Below are 22967 nucleotides of genomic sequence, written 5' to 3' on the forward strand. Positions count from 1 at the left end.
GATAGGAGTTTCGATGTCGACAACCCAATTAAGTGATGTGCGTCGTGAATACCTCGTGGCAGGTCTTCATGAAGATAATTTAGTCAGAGATCCGATTCAGCAGTTTGATGCATGGATGCAGGATGCATTGGCTGTGGATCCTAAAGATGCTACCTCTATGACTCTGGCGACCTCTGATCAGTCGGGGATGCCCAGTGCGCGTATTGTTCTGTTAAAAGAGTTTAGTTCAGAAGGGTTTACCTGGTTTACTAACTATTCGAGTGAGAAAGGGGAGCAGTTAGCGGCCAATCCGCAAGCAGAACTTCTTTTCTACTGGTCGATGTTAGAGCGTCAAGTTCGCGTTCGCGGACAGGTTGAAAAGATCGATCGCATTGAGAGTGAAACCTACTTCCACTCTCGCCCAGTGGGTAGCCAGAGAAGTGCTGCTGTGTCTCATCAAAGTCAGCCAGTCGAATCTCGAGCTGTGCTTGAACAAGCGGTCAATCAGCTGTCAGATATGACTGAGGTTCCGTGTCCCGATAACTGGGGCGGTTATCGACTTGTACCGACCCGTTTTGAGTTTTGGCAAGGGCGTGAAAGTCGCCTGCACGACCGTTTTCGTTTTGAACCATCAGACACAGGTTGGGTCGTTACCCGCCTGCAACCTTAAGGATTTTGGATAATGAATATTTGTAAAGATGCTTACGTCACCTTTCACTACGCCATTGTAAGTGATGAGAGTGAGGTAAAAGATGGTTCGAGAAATGATGAACCGCTCACCTACGTCCATGGTTACAAGATGCTGGTGCCGGGTCTTGAGCAGGCGCTAGACGGGCGATCGGCTGGTGATCATTTTCAGGTTCTTGTAGAAGCGGGTCGCGGCTATGGCGAACGTGATGAGGAGCTGTTCGATGTACTTCCTCGTGAGGCCTTTGCTGATATGCCAGGTTTGCAAAAAGGGATGTTGGTTCAGCTAGAGGATGAAGATGGCGAGCCGCGCTTGGGTCGAGTTGCAGAGATCGATATCCGCGAGGTGAAGGTTGATCTTAACCACCCATTTGCAGGGCAGGATTTAAACTTTGATGTTGAGGTGATTGATGTCCGCATGGCCACTGAAGAGGAGCTAGCCGAGTTAGCCGAGTAATATTGCTATTGGCTATAAAACAGACCCTGTTAAATCCGAATGTTCTTGAGTCTGCCCTGCAGGCTTGAGTTATATCAATATATTGTTGCCGCCTTCGAGTTACAGTTATTAAAACTTGATAACTAGGAGTAACGAAATGTTCGGTATTGATGCATACACTTTTGAAACAGTTTGGCCAAGCCTTCTAGGTGTGGCTGCAATGGCAGGTGTAATGACTTGGGGTTTCTTCAAAGTGAAGAACCTGATGAACGAAGATCAGAAAAAGTAATCACTTTACATTCCTCTTCATGTCAGTAGTCTAAGCCTCTTCTTTAAGGAGGCTTATGGCTGCTTACTTCTCCCCAGTCGATCGATTTGAGTATGAGATCGAAGTCAAAAAAAGTCGTTTCATAGCGACCGCAATCCCTCTTAGTTCCACTGATGCACTCTATCAGCTGCAATCAGAGATGCAGCGTCTGCACCCTAAAGCCAGCCACCACTGTTTGGCCTATATTTTAGGCGCACCTCAGGCACCTAAGGCCGCTGGCTCCAGTGATGACGGCGAACCCAGTGGTACAGCGGGTAAGCCGATGCTTAATATCCTCATGCATAAAAATTTGGGAGACATCGGTGTCGTCGTGACACGTTACTTTGGTGGCACTAAACTGGGAGCCGGTGGGTTAATTAGAGCCTATGGTGCCTCGGTTAGTGAGCTCTCAGAACATCTGCCGACCATTGAATGTGCTCCTAAGATTGAGTGCCAGATCCGATATCCTTACGAGCTAGAGGCTGACATTCAACAGGTCATCGCTGCCGTAGCGGCTGAAGAGCTATCGGCTAGCTATACAGAGATAGTAGATAAAACACTGTTAGTTGAATTGGCTCAATTAGAGACCTTCAAAGTGGCGATTTTGGCTCTGGAGTATAGAGGTGTATCGCTAACGCTAGAGGTATAAAAAAGGGGCGCAATCTTAGATTGAGCCCCTTTTTAACTATCAACGTCGCTTAAAGGTTTTTAATCGACTCTAACTGTTTCTCTAGTTGAACTTTAGAGCGTGCAGCATCATCAGCCTTAGCGCGCTCTTTAGTCACAACGGCTTCAGGTGCGTTGGCAACAAACTTCTCGTTAGACAGTTTCTTATCAACTCGGTCAATCTCACCTTGTAGGCGATCAATCTCTTTCTGAAGGCGAGCCATTTCAGCCTCTTTATCGATAAGATCCGCCATAGGAACCAACAGTTCCATTGCGCCAACCAGCTGAGTCGCGGCAAGAGGTTTATCATCACCTTCGTTTAGGGTCGTGATGCTGCTCAATTTGGCTAGTTTCATCAAGAATGTTTGGTTCTCAGCTAAACGACGAGTGTCTTCACTGCTGCAGTTAGATAGCAGAAGTTCAAGATCCTGTGATGGTGCAATTTTCATCTCACCACGAATGTTTCGAACCGCTGTGATCACGCCCTTAAGCCACTCGATGTCAGCTTCTGCTTGCTCGTCAATCTTCTCTTCTGATGCAACAGGGAACTCCTTAAGCATCAGTGTCTCACCCTCAACACCGGCCAGCCCTTTGATTGTCTGCCAGATCTCTTCAGTAATGAATGGCATGATAGGGTGGCTTAAACGGAGAATCGTCTCAAGAACGCGAACCAGTGTACGACGTGTGCCACGTTTAGCCGCTTCAGACGCTTGCTCATCCCATAGAACAGGTTTTGACAGCTCTAGGTACCAGTCACAGTACTGGTTCCAAATAAAGTCGTAGAGTGTCTGTGCAGCAAGGTCAAAGCGGTACTCGTCTAGCTGTTTGGTGACGGTCGCTTCGGTGCGTTGTAACTGGCTGATAATCCAGCGGTCAGCCAGTGAGAGTTCCACTGGCTCTTGATTGTTGCCGCAATCTTCACCTTCGGTATTCATCATGACATAGCGGGCAGCATTCCAGAGTTTGTTACAAAAGTTACGGTAACCCTCTAGTCGCTTCATATCCCAGTTGATATCACGACCCGTTGAAGCGAGTGCTGCTAATGTAAAGCGCAATGCATCAGTACCGTGCGCCGTAATGCCCTCAGGGAACTGTTTCTCAGTACGTTTGCCGATTTTCTCGGCTAGCTGAGGTTGCATCATGTTACCGGTACGTTTTTCCAACAGATCTTCAAGTGAGATGCCATCGATCATATCGAGAGGGTCAAGCACGTTGCCTTTCGATTTCGACATCTTATCGCCGCTCTCATCGCGGATAAGACCTGTCACATAGACGTTTTTAAATGGCACTTGAGGTTTGCCATTTTCATCTTTCATGAAGTGCATGGTCATCATGATCATGCGAGCAACCCAGAAAAAGATAATGTCAAAACCGGTTACAAGGGTGTCGGTAGGGTGGAAGGTTTTCAAACGTTCCGTGTTTTCAGGCCAGCCAAGAGTACCAAAGGTCCACAGTGCCGAGCTGAACCAGGTGTCTAGTACGTCATCATCTTGGTGGAGCTCTAAATCGGCCGCCAAGTTGTATTTTTCACGCGCAGCTTCAGCTGAGTTCGCAACGTAGACGTTACCCTGAGCATCATAGAATGCAGGAATTCGGTGACCCCACCAAAGCTGACGTGAGATACACCAGTCTTGAATGTCACGCATCCAAGCAAAGTACATGTTTTCGTACTGTTTAGGGACAAATTTAATGTCGCCATCTTCAACTGCTTTGATCGCTGGCTTAGCCAGTGTCTTAGCATCACAGAACCACTGATCGGTTAGCATCGGTTCAATCACCACACCGCCACGGTCACCGTAAGGAATGGTCATCGCGTTCTCTTCGATCTTCACGAGAAGGTCGAGCTCTTCCAGTTCAGCGACGATGGCACGGCGTGCAGCAAAACGTTCCATGCCACGATATTTCTCAGGTAGCGTTGGATCGATCTCTTTGTTGACACTGCCATCGAAGTTAAAGGTTTGAGCCTCATCACGAATATCTGCGTTAAGGGTCAGAACGTTGATCATTGGCAGCTTGTTACGCTTACCCACTTCGTAGTCATTGAAATCGTGCGCCGGTGTGATTTTTACACAGCCAGTCCCTTTTTCCATGCTGGCATGTTCATCGGCAACAATCGGGATGCGACGACCGACTAATGGCAGTAGGATCTCTTTACCGATTAGGTCATCGTAGCGTTCATCTTCAGGGTTGACTGCGACACCAGTGTCACCCAGCAGTGTCTCTGGACGCGTGGTACCCACGACAATGTAATCTTTACCCTCTTTGGTTGTCACACCATCAGCAAGTGGGTAACGGATGTACCACATTTTGCCAGTCACTTCGCGGTTCTCCACCTCAAGGTCGGAGATTGCTGTGTGAAGTTTAGGATCCCAGTTAACGAGGCGCTTACCACGATAGATTAAGCCGTCGTCGTAAAGGCGTACAAAGACCTCTTGAACGGCATGGTAAAAACCAGAGTCCATAGTGAAACGTTCGGTTGGCCAATCGACAGAGTTACCTAGACGACGCATTTGGCGGGTAATGGTGCCACCCGATTCGCCTTTCCACTCCCAGACTTTTTCAATGAACGCATCGCGACCAAGATCGTAACGACTCTCGCCGGTCTCAGCAGCTAGTTTGCGCTCAACTACCATCTGAGTGGCGATGCCTGCATGGTCTGTACCAACCTGCCAGAGCGTGTTGCGGCCCTGCATTCGACGGTATCGAATTAAAGTATCCATTAGGGTGTGCTGGAAGGCGTGACCCATATGCAAGCTGCCCGTGACATTTGGCGGTGGGATCATGATTGAGTAGGCATCACCTTCACCTGAAGGTGCGAAAAAGCCTTTCTCTTCCCAGTCTTGGTACCACTTTTGCTCGATTGCTTGCGGTTGATACGTCTTATCCATGAGGTGCTGTAGTCTCTGTTTTCAAGTTCGGTAGCAGAGGATAGCTCCTCTCTACTTTTGGAAAAAATTTAAAGGGTGGGAGTATACCCTTTGAGAGCCCTTATAGACAGTGGTTGAGCGGTTCTTTATTCGCTCTGCAACGCTTCTATAGGTTCGATTTTGGCGGCTTTCAGGGCGGGTATTAAGCCACTGAGTAGTCCTGTTGCTGCTGCAATCAGCAGTGAAATAACTAAGAAAAGAATATTCGGTTCAAGAGGTAAGCCTGGGAGGAGCTGCCTAAAGCCGTAAATTGCAGCATAAGCAGTCAAAATACCTCCGATTCCGCCGATGATTGAGAACATAATCGCTTCGGTCAGAAAGAGCGATGCAACTGTTTTTTTACTGGCGCCTAAAGCACGTAGCAGTCCGATCTCGCTGCGTCTCTCATCAACCAGTGTCGACATAATGGTTAGAATGCCGATTGACCCGACCAGTAGGGAAATGGCCGCTAACCCTATCAGTGCAATTTTTAATACGTCTAAAATCTTATTGAGCGTAGAGAGCATCTGATCTTGGGAGGTCAGTGTGAAATCCTCTGCGTTGTGGCGCAGGCTCAGGTGCTCCTTAATTGATTGCATCAGTTGATCCGTTTTGCTGTTGGCTGAAAACGTGACGTCAATCTCCATCACGCCATCTCTGTTGAATAGGGTGAGTGCTCTCTGGGTGTCGATATAGACAATATCATCGAGGTCAAAACCCAACATTTGTCCCTTAGATTCGAGTACACCTAACACCCGATAGCGCTCGCCACCAACCCTGATAAATTGCCCAAGTATTGGCTGGTTACCGAACAGTTCACTGGCTACTTTTGCACCAAGAACTGCGTAGGGTAGAGGGGTTCGCCCCCGGCTGTCAGGTAAGAAATGCCCCTTCTGAATGGTGAAATTCCAGGCGTCAGGCATGCTGTAACTGACGCCAAGAATATCCACATGACGGACGCGATATTGATACTCAATCGCTCCGCTACCCTGAATAACGGGCACTACCTGTCGGATACCCGATAAGGTTTTAAGTGATTGGGCGTCGTCTAGCGTGAGCGGGCGAGTATTGGCGATGAGGCCACCGACGCCCCCCGTCTGTGTACGTCCCGGTGTAATAGCGATGATTCGGGTGCCAAATTGAGAGAAGCTATTGAGCATATAGTTTTGCAGGCCACTGCCTAAGCTGGTGATCAATGTCACCATAAAGATACCGACTGTAATGCCTAAGGCGGTCAAAAAGCTCTTTCTAATATCGACGGTCAGTGTCCCTGCAGCCAGTTTGATGAGATCAGCGATAGGCATTGATCTCACCTCGCAATGCGGCAACGGGATCGACCGTTGCAGCCTTTTTGGCGGGTAGCCATGTAAAAATCAGAGAGACCGTGAGTGATACTAAAAGAGCGGCCAGTGTTGCCATATAAGGGATAGCAAAAGGAAAGCTTGGCCAAGTCAGATGAATGGCATACAGCGAAGCTATGCCTAGACTAACACCGATTATGGCTCCGGTTGTGGCTACTAAAATGGAGTCCAAGAGGAAAATGGAAGTGACGGTGTTATGTGAGGCGCCAAGTGCTTTGAGTAACCCAATTTCTGGAACCCGTTGTGAGACACTGATCAGAGTGATGTTCATGATCAATATGCCAGCCACTAATAAACTGATGCTAGCAATCGCGATGACGACCAGGGTGAGCTTGTTCAATAGGTCACTGAAGGTGTTAAGTAGAGCGTTTTGAGTCACGATAGTGATGTCTCTTTCACCTTGATGTCGCTCCATTATCAGCTGCTCTATAAGCTGCTGACTCTCTTCAATCTGTTGATCTGATTGTAGTTTGATTAGCATCCTGAAGAGTCCGGGAGCGTTAAAAAGGGTTTGAGAAGAGGTGACAGGAATGAGGGCAGTCTCATTCATGTTGGTACCAAAGTTGATGCCGCTGGGCTCGATAATACCAATGACCCGGTAGCGTCGATCAGAAAATTTGACCCACCCACCTAAAGCGTTTCCATTAGGGAAAATCTCCTGAGCAAGCGTGCTACCCAGTAGGGTGACTGACGCTGCCGTATCAACATCCCTTTGCGTCAAATTGGTTCCGGTTTTTACGGGTATTCCAAAGATAGTAAGTAGGCTTTGGTTGGTCCCAAGTACGATGATCTCCCGATTTAAACCGTTGCTATGAGCCTCGGTAATACCTGCAATAATCGGAACGATTTCATTCACTTGTGGCAGTTTATGGATAGCCTTTGCATCATCAAGGGTTAAGTCGCGAGTTCCCTCCCCAGTCACTGGAGGGATGCCGCCTTCCGTCTCTTTGCGCCCTGGAAGAACGATTAATACCTCTTTCCCTAGCAGAGAGAACTCCTGATAGACAAACTGTCTTGCTCCCTCCGAAAGACCGGTTAATAGAACAACGGACATGACTCCGATGCTTACCGATAGAAGTATCATCAACGCTTTAAATGCCTGCCGATAGTAGGTCGCTAGGCTGTACCGAAGATGATCAATCAAGAGCACGGCTATCCCCTCTTTTTGATCTCTAGGAGTTGACCATCAACCATAGTTATCTGGCGTTTTGCTCGGGCGCCAAGATCACTGTCATGAGTCACCACTACTAGAGTAATTCCTTGGCTGTTTAGCGTTTCAAGCAGGTTAATGACCTCCTGACCTGATGCGCGATCAAGATTACCGGTCGGCTCATCGGCGAGAAGTATTTTAGGTTGAGTGACCACAGCGCGCGCTATGGCAACACGCTGCCTCTGGCCACCAGAGAGTTGCTGTGGCTTGCGGTTAAGAAAATCTTTTAATCCCAGGGTTTTCAGTAACTCGGAGGCTTTTTCTCGGCGTTGGCTGGCAGGAATCCCTTTAAGAATTAACGGCAACTCAACGTTTTCCAACGCCGTTAGTCGATTGATGAGATGATAGGCTTGGAAAACGAAGCCGATATTGTCGTTTCGAAATCGAGCCTTTTCTGCTTCGTTTAATTCAGTCGTTGCAGTGCCATCCAGACAGTATTCACCGGAGTTTGGTGAATCGAGCAGTCCTAATTGATTGAGTAGTGTGGATTTACCTGATCCAGAAGGGCCCATGATACTGAGGTAGTCACCTGCCTCGATATCGAGTGTGAAATCCTGAAGCGCATTCACCGTTTCACTGCCCATTGGATAGCTTCTACAGAGATGCTTAAGCTCGATCATTGTGGAATAACTCGTCGATTTAGAAGGTTTTCAACATCATTGGTGTTCTTCAGGAAACGGTCATTTAAATCGAGTCCTTCCGTCACCTCGCTCCACGTCCAGTTATAGGCGCCGACTTTAATAGGTCGAATTTCAAGCTCATTGGTTTTTTCGTTGAATATCACGATTTCAGATCCGCCAATGACAGATTCGGTAGGGACCCTTAACACACTGCCTGTTGATGAGGTCACCACTTCGATATCAGCACTGTATCCCACTAAAAGCGTCATATCTTCATCAGGATTGATAAAGGCAGCCTCGACTTCAAGCGTTCTTGCCTGCTTCTCATTGTCAGAAATTCGAGAGCCTAATTTGCTGATGACACCATCAAAGATTTCACCTCTAAAAGCATCTAGGGTTATACGGGCGTATTGACCTATCTTAAGTCGGGAGGCCTCGACCTCATCAATTGGGGCGGTCACATAGAGGCAGCTGGTATCAAGCAACTCAACAGCCGCTGGCGTCATGATGCCTGGAGGTGAGGGGGTCAGGTATTCACCGACTTCACCGTTGATCTTGCTAACGGTACCGGCAAACGGAGATTTTAGAGTACGCTGGTTCTGATCAATGCTAAGAAGATTAATTTTGTCTGCCGCGAGTTTTGATAGTGATCTTTGGTACTCACAGATATGGGCGCTGCTGGCTGATTCGCTATTTAGTTGATCAAATTGTTCGTTTGAAATGAGCCCTTTCTCCTTAAGGGACTGACCTCGGACGAGCTCGCGTTTTGCAAGATCCGCCAGTTCGCAGGCTCGTTCCTCTTCGATCTTTGCGGCTTGATACTCCCCTTTGGATAGTTTTATTTGAGCCCTTTGAACATCACTGTTCAATGTGAGTAGGGTCTGATCTTTTTCGACCACCTCGCCCTCAGCAATGTTGATTGACTCTATGATGCCCCCAATGGTTAGGGATAAGCTGGACTGACGGCAGGGGGTGATGGTTCCTGAGCGACTGTTAGCGGCGATCTGCTCGACTGCGCCCTGTTCAACTTGGACTAACTCAACGCTGATTGGAGGCTCTGGCCAAAAGAGCGAGTAGCTGATCACCGCAGCAGCAAGGAGGGGGAGAATAAGCAGTTTTTTCATTGAATATCCTCCGTAGGACAAATTTAAGATCGATCTCTAAGGTCTTGTCTCTGTAGCTCCCAACCGGCTGCTTTACGTGCGGCCCAAGAGTGTCGTGTGGCTGCAAGCACTGTTTCGGATTGAGTGACAATCTCGATGCAGCGAGAAGCTGATTGACAACCCTCTGGTGCGGTTAAGCCTAGATTGATAAACAGATCAATAGGTTCTGAGGGCAATTCACCACAGGCTATAGAGACAGGCGATTTAAGTTCAGTACCCAGTATGGCATGCGGTACAAAGCTGTCCGATCGAAAATTCCACAAAGTCTGATCTAGCTGATGTAGATCAGCTTCATTTTCAGTGTGTATATGGATGCGTTGGCCAAGGGATAAGGCTTTTTCACAGAGTTTACACGCCAGCAGTTCACGACTGTCGTGATCACTGCTGGGGAGTATGTAGTAGTCTGCGCGAGGCACGTTTAGGCCTCAATCTGCTCAGCAATATCGAGAAGATATTGCGTCAGCATAGGAACACAACGTCCCGTTGCCCCTTTGGCTTTGCCGCTATTCCAAGCAACACCGGCTATATCTAGGTGAGCCCAGCTAACCTCTTTGGTAAAGCGTGATAGGAAGCAGGCCGCGGTAATGGTCCCTGCAGGTCGACCTCCGATGTTAGCCATATCGGCAAAATTGCTATCCAGTTGTGATTGGTACTCGTCCCATAAAGGTAGCTGCCAGCCACGATCGCCAGCAAATTCACCTGCATCAAGCAACTTAGCTGCAAGCTCATTATCGTTCGCAAGAACTCCCGTTGCTTGATGTCCAAGTGCAATAATACAGGCGCCTGTCAGGGTCGCGACATCGATGACGGCTTGAGGATTGAACTGTTGCACATAGGTCAAAGCATCACAAAGTACCAGTCGGCCTTCAGCGTCGGTGTTAAGGATCTCTACTGTTTGACCTGACATGGTCGTTACCACGTCACCTGGTTTAGAGGCTTCACCTGAAGGCATGTTCTCAGCCGCAGCAACGATCGTAATAAGGTTCAATGGCAAGTTCATCTCTGCCACTGATTCGAAGGCACCTAACACGCTGGCTGCACCACACATGTCGAATTTCATCTCGTCCATCTCAGGGCCTGGTTTCAATGAGATGCCGCCGGTATCGAAGGTGATGCCTTTACCAACCAGAGCATACGGAGCCTCATTAGCATCCTCTGCACCTTGGTATTTCAATACAATGAGGCGAGGCGGAATGACACTGCCTTTGCCGACGCTTAGAAGCGCACCCATACCCAGCTCTTCTATCTGTTTCTCATCTAGAATGTCACAGCTGACACTGTCGAACTCTTCCGCAAGATTTTGAGCATGCTCTGCCAAGTAGAGAGGTGTACAGATATTGCCTGGCAAATTACCCAGCTCACGAGCAGTTGATACCCCATTGGCGATAGCAACGCCATCCAGAAGGGCACCCTCTCCAAATTCAGTATCTTCCTCAGGTAGGTGGATATGAATGTGCTCAAGTGTTAATGCAGGTGCAGACTTGGATTTGGTGGTGTCGTATTGGTAGAGCGCGGCCGACGAAGCTTCTACTAGAGTTCGTGTGTCACGGTAGATGTCGTCGCTATTGCCGCTGATCCGATCCAGGGCAAAGCAGAGTGTTTTAACACCCAGAGTTTTGATGGTATCCACCGCGCTTTTAATCAGTTGCTGCTGTTTGATGATGGTTCGTTCACTCTGTGCCCCTACACCAGCTAACAGGATGCGCTTAGTGTTGATACCAGGAAGGCTGCGCAATAGAAGCAGAGAGCCCTGTTTGCCGGAAAAATCACCCGATGCAACAACATCGCTTATGGCCCCTGAACTGGCTTTATCAATCGCTTTAGCCGAGTCCGAAAGTTCACCGTCTGCCGCAATCGCAATAACGATACAATCTGCTTCTACACTCTCAATCGATCCGTTAACGATCTCAAAATCCATTTCTGTTTCCTCTAACAAGACAAGCACTTAGGTTTAGGTGATAATGTGCCCTACAGTATCGCATCAGTTTGAAATCCATGCACCTAGTAGGAACGGCCGTTTGATTGTTTTTCGTTATCTTTCCCGTGAAGTGTTGACGACAACCTTTGCAGTAACGGCGATTTTGCTTCTTATCATTGTCAGCACCCGTTTAATTGGCTACTTAACCGACGCCGCTACGGGGGAGTTGGATACTGCTGTTATTCTGGATTTGGTTGTTAACCGAATCCCGCTCATCCTAGAACTTCTGCTTCCGCTTGGCTTCTTTTTGGGCATTTTGCTGGCCTATGGTCGTCTCTATCTTGAAAGTGAAATGGTGGTTCTTAAGGCCTGTGGCGCTGGGCCCTGGAAACTGATCGGGTATGCGATGGGGCCGGCTCTATTGGTCGCTGCAATCGTTGCTTCAATCAGTCTCTACCTGACCCCTACAGGCATGCATGAGGCGAAGCGTATCGTTGCCGAACAGCGCTCGAGAAGCGAACTCGATATGTTGGTACCCGGCGTATTCCAAGTGTCGAACTCTAACACTCAGGTCTCTTATGCTCGCAAAATTGATGAGGCTGGTAACCTGGTTGATCTGTTTGTCTCTGGTCGTGATCAACAGGGCCGATCCTACCTTCTGGTTGCCGGTGAAGGTCAGCAGCAGTTCATTGAGGATCAGGGCCGCTTTTTGGTATTTAACGAAGGATACCGTTACAACTTCCCTGAAAATTTCGCTTTAGAAGAGATAGGCTTTGAGCAGTACGGGCTGAAGATTGATGATCCAGAACTGTCGGTCAGGGTTGATCATCTAGATGCTATCCCTACGCTCGATTTGATAGGCAGTGATCGACCGGCGTATGTGAGCCGACTGCACTGGCGCCTCTCTCTGCCTTTTATCCCGATCATTGTGGTGTTGTTGGCCGTTCAATTGGCTAAAACCAGTCCGCGCCAAGGGCGGTACGCCAAATTAATTCCTGCAATATTGATGTATCAAATATACATCGGAAGTTTGACGGCTGCTCGATCAGCAGTAGAGCAGGGCGATGCAGGTAGTTGGATGATTTGGTTTGTGCATCTGATTGCTCTAGGTGTGGGCGTCAACATGGTGTTGTATGAGGGGGCTTGGGAGCGAGTCATGAATAAGCTACCTAAGATTCCAGCTCTCCCGTTTCGAAATAAGGAGGCATCGTGATCAGTCGAATCGATCGATACATTGCCGTTCATATTCTCTCTGCTATCGCCGTTGTTCTGTTAATTATCGTCGGTTTGATGGGAATTTCGCTCTATTTGGATGAGCTGGGAGAGGTTGATAAACACTACACATCCGGTGCGGCGTTCAGCTACACCTTATTAAGCTTACCGGGATTGGCCTATCAGCTATTACCCCTGAGTGCTCTTGTAGGGACGTTGATCGGTATGGGGGTGTTGGCCTCTAACTCCGAGTTAACGGTGATGCGAGCTGCAGGCGTTTCAATGATGCGTTTGATTCTATCGGTAGCAAAGCCGATTAGTTTGATCGCATTCATTGCTCTAATAGCAAGTCAGTTGGGCGTTCCTGAGTCTCAGCAGTCGGCTAGGGCCATTAAAGCTTCCGCTCAATCTGAGTCTGGACGAATAAATAACGGTGATGGCGGCTGGTATCGTCAACCGGGTGAATACATTCATGTCTCTGCAATCACTCCTGACGGGCAAATTTTAGGTGTCACTCGTCACCAATTTGATTCAGAGCTTAGGCTCAAACAAACCAGTTTTGCCAAGTCGGGGTATTACTCTGAAGAGCGTCAAGGCTGGTTGCTAACTGACGTTGAATTAACGGCACTGATCAATGATCAGCGTATTGAAAAAGGTCATTTAGATGAGACTTTTTGGTCAACCGAATTGACGGAAGAGATGCTGCGAGTCATTTTGGTGCCCCCTGTTGAACTCCCTATCTCAGGTCTATCTTCTTACTCTAGCTATCTGAATGATCAAGGGGTGGATTCAACCTCTTATGAGTTAGCCCTTTGGAATAAATTGCTACAACCCTTGTCAATTATCGCTTTGGTGATGATTGGCGTTGCGTTTATTTTTGGACCGATGCGCGGTGTTACGGTAGGCCAAAGAATTATCACCGGTGTCGTGATTGGACTGGTATTTAAATTCAGTCAGGATCTTTTGGCGCCGGCCAGTCAGGTGCTAGGATTTTCTCCGTTACTGGCCGCGCTGTTACCCATTGCGATCAGCTTTGCCATCGCTTTATGGTTACTCTCTAGAGTTCGCTAACTCTTTTTGGCAGGTTTTGGTAGTCGAACGGTGACACTGTTTGACCAGCGCTCATGCCAGGTTAGGCGCTCATCACTTAACAGTGTCGCCCAGTAACCGGCTCCTAGAGTGACAATAGAGATAGCGGCACCAAAAAAGCGAATCAGTGCCTGAGTCCAGGTTAACGAAAACCCCTTTTCACTCTGCGCTCGCAGTCGCCATGCCATCATGCCGATCGTCTGACCGGAACGGGTCCAAGAGTATCCAAAGAATAGGAATGTTGAGCAGAGCAGTGCGGACTTTAAGGCCGCTTGGCCGAGAAAGCTGTCGACCGCTTCACCTTGATTTAGGATGACTCCAACAGCACCAATTAAGAACCAAATGGCAAGAATGATCAGAGTGTCATAGACCATTGCCATCACTCTAATGATTAGAGAGGGTAGTTGATGTTGGTTAGCATCATCGTGAAACGGTCTGGGCATACTGAACTCCTTTGTCGGAGCCGTAGTGTACTGAAAAGTTTACTTTAAACGAAGCAGTGGACGAAGCTTAAGTCCGATCACTGAACCGGCAAATGCAAACAAGATCCATAGCCAGCCGTGTAAACTGCCAGAGACCACACCGCCTACAAATGCGCCAATGTTACACCCATAAGCGATGGTTGCACCGTAGCCCAATAGCACGCCACCCAGCAGAGAGGCTAAGAAGTTTTGAATCGGCATTTTCATCTTGAGTGTGAATTTGCCGGCGATCGCCGCCGCTAAGAAAGCGCCTAGGATGACACCACCATTCATCAATGACGCGGGATCCTGGCTGAGACTGTTGTAGAGCGCCTCTTCACGGCCAGGTGCCATCCAGTAGGTCCAGAAGTCGATCTCTAGATCGAGCTCTAACCATTGAGCCACTTTCGCTCCCCATACAGGGTAAGCCAGGGCGACAGCCCATGGACGGCCCATTAAAGCGAGCGTCGCGAAGTTTAGAATGGTGAGTCCAACCGCTCCCCAAATCAGTGGCCAGGGTCCAGCAATCAGTTTGCTTGCAAAGCTGGTCGTGCCAGTACTTTGACACTCTTCAAGCGAGCCGTGAGCTTTAATTTCAAGACGTTTAGTGAACTGATAGATAGCAGTGAATAACAGCAGGTTTAGACCGATGGCGGTGATTGGACCCAGCAGTTCGATCAATCCAATGGGCGCTAGTTGTGGCAAGGTTGTCCACCACTCATAGTCAGCTGTTGCCCATAGCGCACCGGCACTAAAGCCTGCCATGACGGGAATGGCTCTCAGTTGTCCACCGCCAAGATGGTAAAGATTACCCGAAGCACAGCCACTTGCGATCTGCATACCTACACCGAACATGAACGCGCCGGCAACAACGGAGAGGCCGAGAGGTCTAACAAATCCTGCGACCGATTGTCCAAACAGCTCGCCTGAGGCCAGGGTCGGGAAAAATAGCAGTACACTCAGGGAGAGCATGATCATCTGAGCGCGGATGCCCGCACCACGACGTTTAGAGATAAGCTCTCTCCATGCGGTCGTGAAACCAAAAGACGCTTGAAGCAAGCAGACACCCAGGGCTGCACCTAAAATGAGAGCAAGTAGTTCAAAGGTGCCGTGCTCATTAAACACATAAACAGCGGAAGCAACCAACAAAGCAGAAGAGAGCATAAGCCAAAATAGCTTGTTTGGCTCAAGAAGCTGGGTTTTAAAGTCTGTAGATGTCGTGTTTAAAGTATTCATGCTCGACTCCTTTTAGGAGTGGCAATACTAATGATCTTTTAATAACTCTTCCAAGAATGTTTGGTGATTTTATATACAAATAAGTTATTAAAAATGTTTCACTTATAAAAAAGAGCGCCGTAGCGCTCTTCATGACCCATCTGATATTGGTTATTTTATGTACTGCTGTGAGAGCTTGTCAGCAAGTGCTTTGGCTTCGCTCTGTTCGGTATCAGACAGTTTCATCAGCAGGCGTGCTTCAATGGTCTGAGCCGTCGTTGAGCCAGCATTGGCTGCCGCTTTCATCCATGCGTAAGCAGTAATGTCTGGATTTACAGAGAGGTCATTACCATTACCCGTAGCGTAAAGCGTGCCTAAGAAGAACATCGATTCAGAGTATCCCGATTCAGCAGCTTGCAGGTATAGCTTCTCTGCCTGTGCAAAGTTTTGCTCGGTACCGCTTCCGAAGTTGTAGCTTCTAGCCAAGTTGTGAAGCCCGACCAGTGAACCATTGTGAGAGGCTTTATCGAACCATTGCAGGGCAAGGTTTAGATCGCGTTCGACGCCTTGGCCAAACTCGTACATTTCACCAATTCGGTTTTGTGCATCGGCATCACCCGCTTCCGCTTTGGGAAGAAGTTGTGTGAACTCGGCAAGGTATACCTCATTTCGCATGACGCGAAGCGCATTGATACTTTTTAGGTGGCCCTGGCGAGCGGCACTGCTGAAGTACTGCTTGGCATCCTCTTTGCTCTTTTCAACACCTTGACCATCACGGTAAAGCGTACCCATTAGATAGAGAGCATCTAAATCACCTTCTTTGGCTAGAGGCTTAAGCTCTTCAAGGGCTTTGGTGTAATCGGCTGACTGAATGGCACGCTCAGCTGCGATGATGGATGCGGCTTCAACAGACATGACTGGAAGAGCCAATGCAAAGGCTAGTGATAATAGACGAGCTTTGGTCAAACCTGACCTCCTATTCTATTCCAACAAATTAATGGTCAATAACCGTTAGTGTTATCAAAGTGGCGCTATCATAACCTTTTCACTGCATAATCCACAGCGCTTGCTCTGAATTTCTATTATGAGTAACGTAATGATTGATGTAGCGCAGGTTAAACCTGTCAATTTAAATGGACATTGAGGATTATCAAATGTTTCAAGATATGACAAAGCTGTTCGAACAGAGTGTTGAATCATTTCAAGAGTTGGCGAAGGTTCAACAAGAGATGCTACAGCGCATTACCAATCAGCAGATTGAGTACACCCAGCAGTGTATCCAAGCGACCATGAATCAGGCTAATTCACTTCAGGGTCTAAAATCACCTGAAGAGTTCATCGAAGCGCAAAAAGAGTATACACAGCGCTTAGAGGCTGCACTTAAAGCGGCTGCTGAGCAGAATATGAAAACGGTTCAAAACGCCCAAGAGGAGATTCAAAAAATTGCCTCTCAATCGATGGGTGGCAAATAGTTTTTGATCCCTCTCATTTACGGAAGTACTACAGGCAATACTGAACGCGTAGCGCAACTCATGGTTGAGTGCTGGCCAGGGGAGGTGCCTCTAAAGCTAATTTCAATCGATAGCATGATTAATGCCGATGTTGAACAGGCTTCGTCACTGATTATTGGTGTGCCCACTTGGAACTTTGGTGAGTTACAAGAAGATTTCGAAGAAGTTTGGTCGAGTTTTTGTGAAATCGACTTCAGTGGCAAACGCGTAGCACTGTTTGGATTGGGTGATCAATTGGGATATGGCGATTGGTTTCTTGATGCGATGGGTACAGTTGCCGCACAGATTTCACAAAAGGGTGCTAAGCTGATAGGTGAATGGCCTGTCGAAGGTTACGATTTTGAGTCCTCAAAAGCGCTAATCCCTTGTGAAACGGCCTTCGTGGGTTTGGCCTTGGATGAGGATACACAGTCCTTTGAAACAAGAGATCGTGTGGAGCGTTGGTTCAATCTGATCTATCCACAATTGTAAATTGAAGTGTTAACTCGGAGAGAGATTATGTCTTTGAAGAAAGTTGTTTTAACGACTTTGTCTTGTGCTTTATTGGCTGCGCCTTTGGCACAGGCTGATCGAGCGGAAGATGCTATTGAATATCGCCAAGGGATCTTTAAAGCCTACGGTTGGCACTTTGGTGCTATGGGTGCCATGGTTCGCGGTAAGGTTGATTATGATGCAGAGCAATTTGCTCATCACGCTAAGTCGTTCTTAGCGGTTGCGCCGCTTGCTGCTGAGGGGTTTATCGAAGGTTCTGATTTTGGTGAGACGTCTGCTAAAGATGAGCTTTGGGAGAATTTAGATGATGTCAATCAGCGCTTTGTTACTATGACTGAAGCCGCTGAAAAGCTAGTCGCCGTATCTGGTGGTGAATTGGCGGATGCCAAAGCAGCCTTTGGTGCTGTCGCGAAATCCTGCAAAGGGTGTCACGACAACTACCGCGAGAAACGTTAACCCTTTAATCAGATCCAAAATAGGAGTGCGCTGACAGTCGCTCCTACTAGGATTGCTACAAAGAGAGGAATGCCGCCTCGAATCTTAGGTGCTTCCTCTTCACTCTCCTTTCTACCATGCAGCATGGCTTGCACCAGTTTTTCACCTTTGAAACGTTGATACCAAATAATGGCAGCCAGATGCAGGGCGACAAACAAAATCAATAGATTAAAAATCGCCTCATGCAGTTCCGTCATCGCTAGTTGAGCGTCGTAAGAGATTAGATAGGCTAATGGCCCTTCAATAAAAATGTCATCGTTACTAAACAGCCCCGTCGTCATCTGTAGAAACATTAAGCCTAGCAGGGCTATGACACTGAGTGCGCCAGCAGGATTATGTGTGTTGTAGTCTCTTTGCCCCTCTCCCTTGAGGTAGGCTATGACGCTGCTTGGACGTTTCACGAATTGGGAGAATCGAGAGGAGTCGCTGCCAATCACTCCCCAAATAATGCGGAATGTGATTAAGCCTGCAGCTACAAATCCAAAGCGAGTGTGCCAGATCATCCAGTTGCCACCTAATTCTGCACTCAGCCAGCTTAAGCCAAATAGCATGACTAGAAGCCAGTGAAAGAGTCGAGTGCTTAGATCCCAGACGGTGACAATTTTTTTCTGCATGTTGATAAGCTCGCTAATGAATACAAAATCACAATGTAAAAACTATATGGTATCCGGTTGATAGTGCATACCCAAGGAGTATCGCCCAACTCCATTTGAGGTGGGCTCTGAAAGTGTAGATGCCATTCGCCTGGCCCATCAGAGCCACACCTGCCGCTGAGCCAATCGATAGCAGAGAGCCACCAATGCCAATACAGAGGGTCGCCAATAGCCATTGGTTAGTCGACATCGGCATATCCATGCTCAGAATGGCGTACATCACGGGTATGTTATCGATCAATGAGGAGCTTAGGCCGATGATTAGATGGGTGGTGGTCTCTCCAAAGTTGCCGTAAAGCGACGTTGAGATCAGGGCTAAATAGCCCAGGGCAGCTAAACCACCAACGCTCAGTACAACGCCATAGAAGAACATTAATGTATCCCAGCTGGCGCGTTCAACCACTCGGAAATTATCAAAACGCATGACGACTTCACCGTGATCCCCTTTGAGGTGTTTTGTCATCGCACCCATGTGGTGTCCACGCAATTCACTCTCTTGCAACAGAGGATCCTGTTTTGACAATAGGTATCCATAAATCTTTAACGCGCCTAGCCCCGTCATCATTCCAATTACCGGGGGTAATTTCAGAAGTGAATGGATTAACACTGACGCCGTTATCGTGGCTAAAAAGAGTATCAGCATGCCGATCGCTCCAGGCTTCATGGATTGTTGTTCATGCGGGAGTTGCGCTGGGCCTGTCGGAAGATAATGGTTAAGCACTAAAGCAGGCACGAACCAGCTGATCAGTGCGGGAACAATAAGATGGGTAAATTCAAGGAATTTTAGTTTCTCCTGCTGCCAAACCATCAGTGAAGTAATATCGCCGAAGGGGGAGAAAACGCCCCCTGCATTGGCGGCAATAACCACGTTGATCAAGCCGAGCACTACGAACGACGCTGTTCTGGTGCCAACAGCCATCACTACTGAGCCCATCAGTAGCGCTGTCGAGAGGTTGTCAGCAATGGGGGATAGGACAAAGGTCAACCCACCCGTGACCCAGAACACGGTTCTTAGGGAAAAGTCTCTAGCAATCAGCCAGCTACGCAATGCCAAAAATAGGTGGCGCTCCTCAAGGGCGTGGATAAATGTCATGGCGCTGAGCAGGAACAGAAAAAGCTCTGCGTACTCAAGCAGGGTCTGTTCCAGTAGTGCGCCAGCTTGCTCTGGTTGGCCATTGATGGAATAGCTAAGGCCGACTAATAACCAGATTAAACCAGCGGCCACCATCATCGGCTTGGATTTGGCTAGGTGAGTGCGGTCTTCGCTGATCACAAAATAGTACCCGACAAGGAAGGTGAGTACCGCTAGGTAGCCATATAGGGTGCCTGTTAAATCGATAAAATTTGTCATTCCCATACGATGGACTAGCTTGTCCGTTATCTCAATAGAGGTGCATGAAAAACGTTGAAATAAAGGCCGAGACGGTGATTTAAAGGTGAGGATAAATCCTGTAAAATGTGCCCCCTTTTTTAAGACCTTTTGGACATTTGCTCGACTATGGAAATTAATCCGATTGTTAACAGCCTTAAAGAGTATGCCGAACGCACTAAAGAGTTGCGTGGCTATCTCGAATATGACGAGAAGCTTGAGCGCTTTGAAGAGGTTGAGCGTGAGCTTGAAGATCCCAATATTTGGAATGATCAAGAGCATGCACAAAAGCTAGGTCGCGAACGATCAAGCCTTGAGTCTGTGATTAAGACCATCGATGAGCTGACTGAGGGGACTGCTGATTGCCTGGAGCTGCTGGAGATGGCAGTTGAAGAGGATGACGAAGATACCGTTGAAGAGGTTCGCAGTGAAGTTGAGCGTCTAGGCGGCATGTTATCGCAACTTGAGTTTCGCCGTATGTTCTCGGGTGAAGCGGATTCAAGTAACGCCTTCTTGGATATCCAGGCGGGTTCGGGTGGTACCGAGGCTCAGGATTGGGCCAATATGATGCTTCGAATGTTCCTTCGTTGGGGTGAGAGCAAAGGCTTTAAAACCGAGTTGATGGAAGTGTCTGACGGTGACGTGGCCGGTATTAAATCTGCAACGATTCGTTTTGAGGGTGAGTACGCCTTCGGTTGGTTAAGAACAGAAACGGGTGTTCACCGTCTCGTTCGTAAGAGCCCATTCGATTCTGGTGGTCGCCGCCATACCTCTTTCTCATCTGTCTTCGTCTCTCCTGAGATCGACGACAATGTTGAGATCGACATTAACCCGGCTGATCTTCGTGTCGATGTTTATCGTGCATCCGGTGCGGGTGGTCAGCACGTCAACCGAACTGAGTCGGCGGTCCGTATTACCCACGGTCCATCTGGAATCGTTGTACAGAGTCAGTCGCAGCGTTCGCAGCACCAGAATAAAGATAACTGTATGAAGCAGTTACGCTCCAAGCTTTACGAAATGGAGATGCTGAAACGTCGTGAGGCTGCCCAAGAGGTTGAAGATACTAAAGCCGATATAGGTTGGGGCAGTCAGATTCGCAGTTACGTACTGGATGATCAGCGTATCAAAGATCTTCGCACTGGCGTTCAATCGTCGAATTGTGATCGCGTGCTCGACGGCGATCTGGATATGTTTATTGAAGCTAGCTTAAAAGCTGGTCTCTAAAAGTTAACACAGGAAATAGACACCATGTCTGATAACACACAGCTTGATGAAAACCGCTTGATTGCAGAGCGCCGTGAAAAACTCTCTGCACTGCGTGAGCAGGGCCAAGCCTTCCCGAACACTTTTCGTCGCGACAGCTACGCAGAGGATCTGCAGTCTGAACACGGTGAGAAGAGCAAAGAGGAGCTAGAAGCTGCAGGCATTAAGGTCTCTATTGCCGGTCGAGTGATGCTCAACCGTGGCGCGTTCATGGTGATCCAAGATATGTCTGGCCGCATCCAGGCGTACGTTAACAAAGAGGCTCGTAGCTTTGCTAAGCAGCTAGACCTTGGTGATATCGTCGGCATTAGCGGTGAATTGCACAAGTCAGGTAAAGGTGATCTCTACGTTGATATGGCAGAGTACCAGTTGCTGACAAAGAGCTTGCGCCCACTGCCAGATAAACACAAAGGGCTTCAAGATACTGAAATGCGCTACCGTCAGCGTTATGTTGATCTGATTACTAACCCTGAATCACGTGATGTGTTTGAGACGCGTTTTAAGGTGATTGCCGCGATTCGTCAGTTCTTAAGTGAGCGCCGTTTCCTTGAAGCGGAAACGCCAATGCTTCAGGCGATTCCTGGTGGTGCATCGGCTCGTCCTTTTGTGACACACCACAACGCACTTGATATCGATATGTATCTTCGCATCGCGCCAGAGCTCTACCTGAAACGCCTGGTTGTCGGTGGTTTCGAGCGCGTTTTTGAGATCAACCGTAATTTCCGTAATGAGGGCCTGTCAACACGTCACAACCCAGAGTTCACTATGATCGAGTTCTATCAGGCGTATGCTGATTACAAAGATCTAATGGACCTAACGGAAGAGATGCTCCGTACTGTTGCACAGCAGGTGCTAGGCACAACAACCATCATCAATACGGTTCGTAATGAAGAGGGTGAAGTGCTAGAGACGTTTGAATATGACCTGGCTAAGCCTTTTACTCGATTGTCAGTATTTGATGCCATTCTGCAGTACAACCCTGACATTACAGCGGAAGCATTGGCGAATGAACATGCCGCTCGTCAGATTGCCGAGCGTCTGGACATCGACGTAAAAGATAGCTGGGGTCTGGGTAAAATCCAGATTGAGATCTTTGAAGAGACCGTTGAACACCTTCTGCAGCAACCAACCTTCATTACAGAGTACCCTACCGAGGTCTCTCCTCTCGCTCGTCGTAGTGACGACAACCCGTTTGTGACCGATCGATTCGAGTTCTTCGTCGCGGGTCGTGAGCTGGCAAACGGTTTCTCGGAGTTGAATGACGCTGAAGATCAAGCGGAACGTTTCCGCAAACAGGTCGCAGAGAAAGATGCAGGCGATGATGAGGCGATGCACTTTGACGCTGATTTTGTTGCGGCACTTGAGTATGGACTACCACCCACAGCAGGTGAGGGGATCGGTATTGACCGTTTGGTGATGCTACTGACTGACTCACCATCGATTCGTGACGTCATTCTCTTCCCTGCAATGCGCCCACGCGCTTAAGCGCAATTAAGCGTACAGAAGGATTTTGCTGTGTTGTCTAGGCTGTTTCCCAAACAGAAACGTGACTTCACAGCGAAGCGCTATCTCAGCATAAGCCTGCGAACACTGCACCTTTTTGGTATTGCAGGTTTTGCGGGCTTTTTCTTATATGACTTACCGGAATCGCTTTGGCGGCCCTATGCCATACTAGCGCTGACGACTGGCTCCTTAATGCTACTGGTCGAACTCTACGTTGATGCAATTTGGTTGATTCAACTGCGGGGTTTGGCGGTTATTACTAAAATTTTTCTACTGTTGTTAGCGATGAACGCTCCTCACCTAACAACGGTGCTGTTCTGTCTGATCGTCATCATTTCAGGCTACTTCTCACACGCGCCTGGCAAGGTTCGATACTACTCACCCTTTTTCGGGCGAGTCATAAAAAGCTCAGCTGAACTCAGCTTTAATCAGTCGGATTCAAGGTAGGTGC

Annotated in this window: 24 protein-coding genes; 12 read left to right on the top strand and 12 right to left on the bottom strand. The window is 48.3% G+C overall.

Features of this window, described 5'->3' with window-relative positions; translation table 11 throughout:
* The first annotated feature begins 13 nt into the window (after positions 1-13).
* The 4 genes from pdxH (at position 14) to XMM383_RS10485 (ending at position 2058) form a co-directional block, all read left to right on the top strand.
* On the top strand, positions 14-649 hold the full coding sequence (pdxH, locus tag XMM383_RS10475) for a pyridoxamine 5'-phosphate oxidase (protein WP_173480668.1): 636 nt from the start codon (positions 14-16) through the stop codon (positions 647-649).
* Between the two features lie 12 nt (positions 650-661).
* Complete coding sequence (locus XMM383_RS10480) at positions 662-1123, top strand: peptidylprolyl isomerase (protein WP_173480669.1); 462 nt, start codon at positions 662-664, stop codon at positions 1121-1123.
* Between the two features lie 136 nt (positions 1124-1259).
* Positions 1260-1391 carry a hypothetical protein gene (locus tag XMM383_RS11815; protein ID WP_256368167.1) on the top strand — a complete coding sequence of 44 codons (132 nt, stop codon included), beginning with the start codon at positions 1260-1262 and terminating at the stop codon, positions 1389-1391.
* 55 nt (positions 1392-1446) lie between these two features.
* Positions 1447-2058: a YigZ family protein gene (locus tag XMM383_RS10485; protein WP_173484565.1), complete on the top strand. Its 612-nt coding sequence runs from the start codon at positions 1447-1449 to the stop codon at positions 2056-2058.
* 49 nt (positions 2059-2107) lie between these two features.
* Here XMM383_RS10485 and XMM383_RS10490 read toward each other — a convergent pair whose 3' ends face one another.
* From XMM383_RS10490 to XMM383_RS10520, 7 genes are all read right to left on the bottom strand, one after another.
* Positions 2108-4963 (bottom strand): valine--tRNA ligase, encoded by a 2856-nt coding sequence (locus XMM383_RS10490; RefSeq protein WP_173480671.1) that lies wholly within the window; start codon positions 4961-4963, stop codon positions 2108-2110.
* 125 nt (positions 4964-5088) lie between these two features.
* Positions 5089-6285 (bottom strand): ABC transporter permease, encoded by a 1197-nt coding sequence (locus XMM383_RS10495; protein ID WP_173480672.1) that lies wholly within the window; start codon positions 6283-6285, stop codon positions 5089-5091.
* Positions 6272-7492 carry an ABC transporter permease gene (locus tag XMM383_RS10500; RefSeq protein WP_371744240.1) on the bottom strand — a complete coding sequence of 407 codons (1221 nt, stop codon included), beginning with the start codon at positions 7490-7492 and terminating at the stop codon, positions 6272-6274. The genes XMM383_RS10495 and XMM383_RS10500 overlap by 14 nt, the downstream gene beginning before the upstream one ends.
* Before the next feature lie 2 nt (positions 7493-7494).
* Positions 7495-8172 carry an ABC transporter ATP-binding protein gene (locus XMM383_RS10505; RefSeq protein ID WP_173483556.1) on the bottom strand — a complete coding sequence of 226 codons (678 nt, stop codon included), beginning with the start codon at positions 8170-8172 and terminating at the stop codon, positions 7495-7497.
* Complete coding sequence (locus XMM383_RS10510; RefSeq protein WP_173495061.1) at positions 8169-9296, bottom strand: efflux RND transporter periplasmic adaptor subunit; 1128 nt, start codon at positions 9294-9296, stop codon at positions 8169-8171. The genes XMM383_RS10505 and XMM383_RS10510 overlap by 4 nt, the downstream gene beginning before the upstream one ends.
* A gap of 23 nt (positions 9297-9319) precedes the next feature.
* Entirely contained in the window at positions 9320-9751 is a 432-nt protein-coding gene (locus tag XMM383_RS10515; protein WP_173480675.1) for a DNA polymerase III subunit chi, read from the bottom strand.
* 2 nt (positions 9752-9753) lie between these two features.
* Positions 9754-11253 (bottom strand): leucyl aminopeptidase, encoded by a 1500-nt coding sequence (locus tag XMM383_RS10520; RefSeq protein WP_173480676.1) that lies wholly within the window; start codon positions 11251-11253, stop codon positions 9754-9756.
* 43 nt (positions 11254-11296) lie between these two features.
* On the opposite strand from XMM383_RS10520, the gene lptF reads away from it, so the two are divergent.
* Positions 11297-12466 (top strand): LPS export ABC transporter permease LptF, encoded by a 1170-nt coding sequence (gene lptF / locus XMM383_RS10525; RefSeq protein WP_173483560.1) that lies wholly within the window; start codon positions 11297-11299, stop codon positions 12464-12466.
* Positions 12463-13536, top strand: a complete 1074-nt coding sequence (lptG, locus tag XMM383_RS10530; protein WP_173483561.1) for an LPS export ABC transporter permease LptG — start codon at positions 12463-12465, stop codon at positions 13534-13536. Before lptF ends, lptG begins: the two co-directional genes overlap by 4 nt.
* Here the strand turns inward: lptG and XMM383_RS10535 are convergent.
* From XMM383_RS10535 to XMM383_RS10545, 3 genes are all read right to left on the bottom strand, one after another.
* Complete coding sequence (locus XMM383_RS10535; protein ID WP_173480679.1) at positions 13533-13997, bottom strand: RDD family protein; 465 nt, start codon at positions 13995-13997, stop codon at positions 13533-13535. The two genes, lptG and XMM383_RS10535, sit on opposite strands and share 4 nt — an antisense overlap.
* Positions 13998-14036: 39 nt before the next feature.
* Positions 14037-15251 carry a YeeE/YedE family protein gene (locus XMM383_RS10540; RefSeq protein WP_173480680.1) on the bottom strand — a complete coding sequence of 405 codons (1215 nt, stop codon included), beginning with the start codon at positions 15249-15251 and terminating at the stop codon, positions 14037-14039.
* A 150-nt stretch (positions 15252-15401) separates the two neighbouring features.
* Positions 15402-16196: a tetratricopeptide repeat protein gene (locus XMM383_RS10545; RefSeq protein WP_173480681.1), complete on the bottom strand. Its 795-nt coding sequence runs from the start codon at positions 16194-16196 to the stop codon at positions 15402-15404.
* A 188-nt stretch (positions 16197-16384) separates the two neighbouring features.
* On the opposite strand from XMM383_RS10545, the gene XMM383_RS10550 reads away from it, so the two are divergent.
* The 3 genes from XMM383_RS10550 to XMM383_RS10560 are packed head-to-tail and all read left to right on the top strand — an operon-like array spanning position 16385 to position 17689.
* On the top strand, positions 16385-16702 hold the full coding sequence (locus tag XMM383_RS10550) for a phasin family protein (protein ID WP_173480682.1): 318 nt from the start codon (positions 16385-16387) through the stop codon (positions 16700-16702).
* Between the two features lie 3 nt (positions 16703-16705).
* Entirely contained in the window at positions 16706-17212 is a 507-nt protein-coding gene (locus tag XMM383_RS10555) for a flavodoxin (RefSeq protein WP_173495063.1), read from the top strand.
* A 27-nt stretch (positions 17213-17239) separates the two neighbouring features.
* A complete protein-coding gene (locus tag XMM383_RS10560; protein WP_173483564.1) occupies positions 17240-17689 on the top strand; it encodes a cytochrome c in 450 nt (149 codons plus the stop codon).
* Positions 17690-17697: 8 nt separating this feature from the next.
* Here XMM383_RS10560 and XMM383_RS10565 read toward each other — a convergent pair whose 3' ends face one another.
* Positions 17698-18342: a cytochrome b/b6 domain-containing protein gene (locus XMM383_RS10565; RefSeq protein WP_173495064.1), complete on the bottom strand. Its 645-nt coding sequence runs from the start codon at positions 18340-18342 to the stop codon at positions 17698-17700.
* Between the two features lie 28 nt (positions 18343-18370).
* Entirely contained in the window at positions 18371-19732 is a 1362-nt protein-coding gene (gene nhaD / locus XMM383_RS10570; RefSeq protein ID WP_254442793.1) for a sodium:proton antiporter NhaD, read from the bottom strand.
* Between the two features lie 147 nt (positions 19733-19879).
* On the opposite strand from nhaD, the gene prfB reads away from it, so the two are divergent.
* From prfB to XMM383_RS10585, 3 genes are read left to right on the top strand one after another with little or no spacing between them, the layout of a single operon-like run.
* Positions 19880-20974 carry a peptide chain release factor 2 gene (gene prfB, locus XMM383_RS10575; protein WP_173480687.1) on the top strand — a complete coding sequence of 365 codons (1095 nt, stop codon included), beginning with the start codon at positions 19880-19882 and terminating at the stop codon, positions 20972-20974.
* Positions 20975-20998: 24 nt separating this feature from the next.
* Positions 20999-22498 (top strand): lysine--tRNA ligase, encoded by a 1500-nt coding sequence (gene lysS, locus XMM383_RS10580; protein WP_173483567.1) that lies wholly within the window; start codon positions 20999-21001, stop codon positions 22496-22498.
* A 33-nt stretch (positions 22499-22531) separates the two neighbouring features.
* Positions 22532-22963, top strand: a complete 432-nt coding sequence (locus tag XMM383_RS10585; RefSeq protein WP_217363640.1) for a hypothetical protein — start codon at positions 22532-22534, stop codon at positions 22961-22963.
* Positions 22964-22967: the final 4 nt, after the last annotated feature.

The organism is Marinobacterium sp. xm-m-383, from assembly GCF_013283255.1.
Lineage (GTDB): Bacteria > Pseudomonadota > Gammaproteobacteria > Pseudomonadales > Balneatricaceae > Marinobacterium_E.

What these genes read in the sequence shown, in the direction of transcription:
- pdxH (WP_173480668.1), top strand. Translation starts at nt 14, where the DNA reads ATGTCGACAACCCAATTAAGTGATGTGCGTCGTGAATACCTCGTGGCA.
- XMM383_RS10480 (WP_173480669.1), top strand. Translation starts at nt 662, where the DNA reads ATGAATATTTGTAAAGATGCTTACGTCACCTTTCACTACGCCATTGTA.
- XMM383_RS11815 (WP_256368167.1), top strand. Translation starts at nt 1,260, where the DNA reads ATGTTCGGTATTGATGCATACACTTTTGAAACAGTTTGGCCAAGCCTT.
- XMM383_RS10485 (WP_173484565.1), top strand. Translation starts at nt 1,447, where the DNA reads ATGGCTGCTTACTTCTCCCCAGTCGATCGATTTGAGTATGAGATCGAA.
- XMM383_RS10490 (WP_173480671.1), bottom strand. Translation starts at nt 4,963, where the DNA reads ATGGATAAGACGTATCAACCGCAAGCAATCGAGCAAAAGTGGTACCAA.
- XMM383_RS10495 (WP_173480672.1), bottom strand. Translation starts at nt 6,285, where the DNA reads ATGCCTATCGCTGATCTCATCAAACTGGCTGCAGGGACACTGACCGTC.
- XMM383_RS10505 (WP_173483556.1), bottom strand. Translation starts at nt 8,172, where the DNA reads ATGATCGAGCTTAAGCATCTCTGTAGAAGCTATCCAATGGGCAGTGAA.
- XMM383_RS10510 (WP_173495061.1), bottom strand. Translation starts at nt 9,296, where the DNA reads ATGAAAAAACTGCTTATTCTCCCCCTCCTTGCTGCTGCGGTGATCAGC.
- XMM383_RS10520 (WP_173480676.1), bottom strand. Translation starts at nt 11,253, where the DNA reads ATGGATTTTGAGATCGTTAACGGATCGATTGAGAGTGTAGAAGCAGAT.
- lptF (WP_173483560.1), top strand. Translation starts at nt 11,297, where the DNA reads ATGTGCCCTACAGTATCGCATCAGTTTGAAATCCATGCACCTAGTAGG.
- XMM383_RS10535 (WP_173480679.1), bottom strand. Translation starts at nt 13,997, where the DNA reads ATGCCCAGACCGTTTCACGATGATGCTAACCAACATCAACTACCCTCT.
- XMM383_RS10540 (WP_173480680.1), bottom strand. Translation starts at nt 15,251, where the DNA reads ATGAATACTTTAAACACGACATCTACAGACTTTAAAACCCAGCTTCTT.
- XMM383_RS10550 (WP_173480682.1), top strand. Translation starts at nt 16,385, where the DNA reads ATGTTTCAAGATATGACAAAGCTGTTCGAACAGAGTGTTGAATCATTT.
- XMM383_RS10560 (WP_173483564.1), top strand. Translation starts at nt 17,240, where the DNA reads ATGTCTTTGAAGAAAGTTGTTTTAACGACTTTGTCTTGTGCTTTATTG.
- XMM383_RS10565 (WP_173495064.1), bottom strand. Translation starts at nt 18,342, where the DNA reads ATGCAGAAAAAAATTGTCACCGTCTGGGATCTAAGCACTCGACTCTTT.
- nhaD (WP_254442793.1), bottom strand. Translation starts at nt 19,732, where the DNA reads ATGACAAATTTTATCGATTTAACAGGCACCCTATATGGCTACCTAGCG.
- prfB (WP_173480687.1), top strand. Translation starts at nt 19,880, where the DNA reads ATGGAAATTAATCCGATTGTTAACAGCCTTAAAGAGTATGCCGAACGC.
- lysS (WP_173483567.1), top strand. Translation starts at nt 20,999, where the DNA reads ATGTCTGATAACACACAGCTTGATGAAAACCGCTTGATTGCAGAGCGC.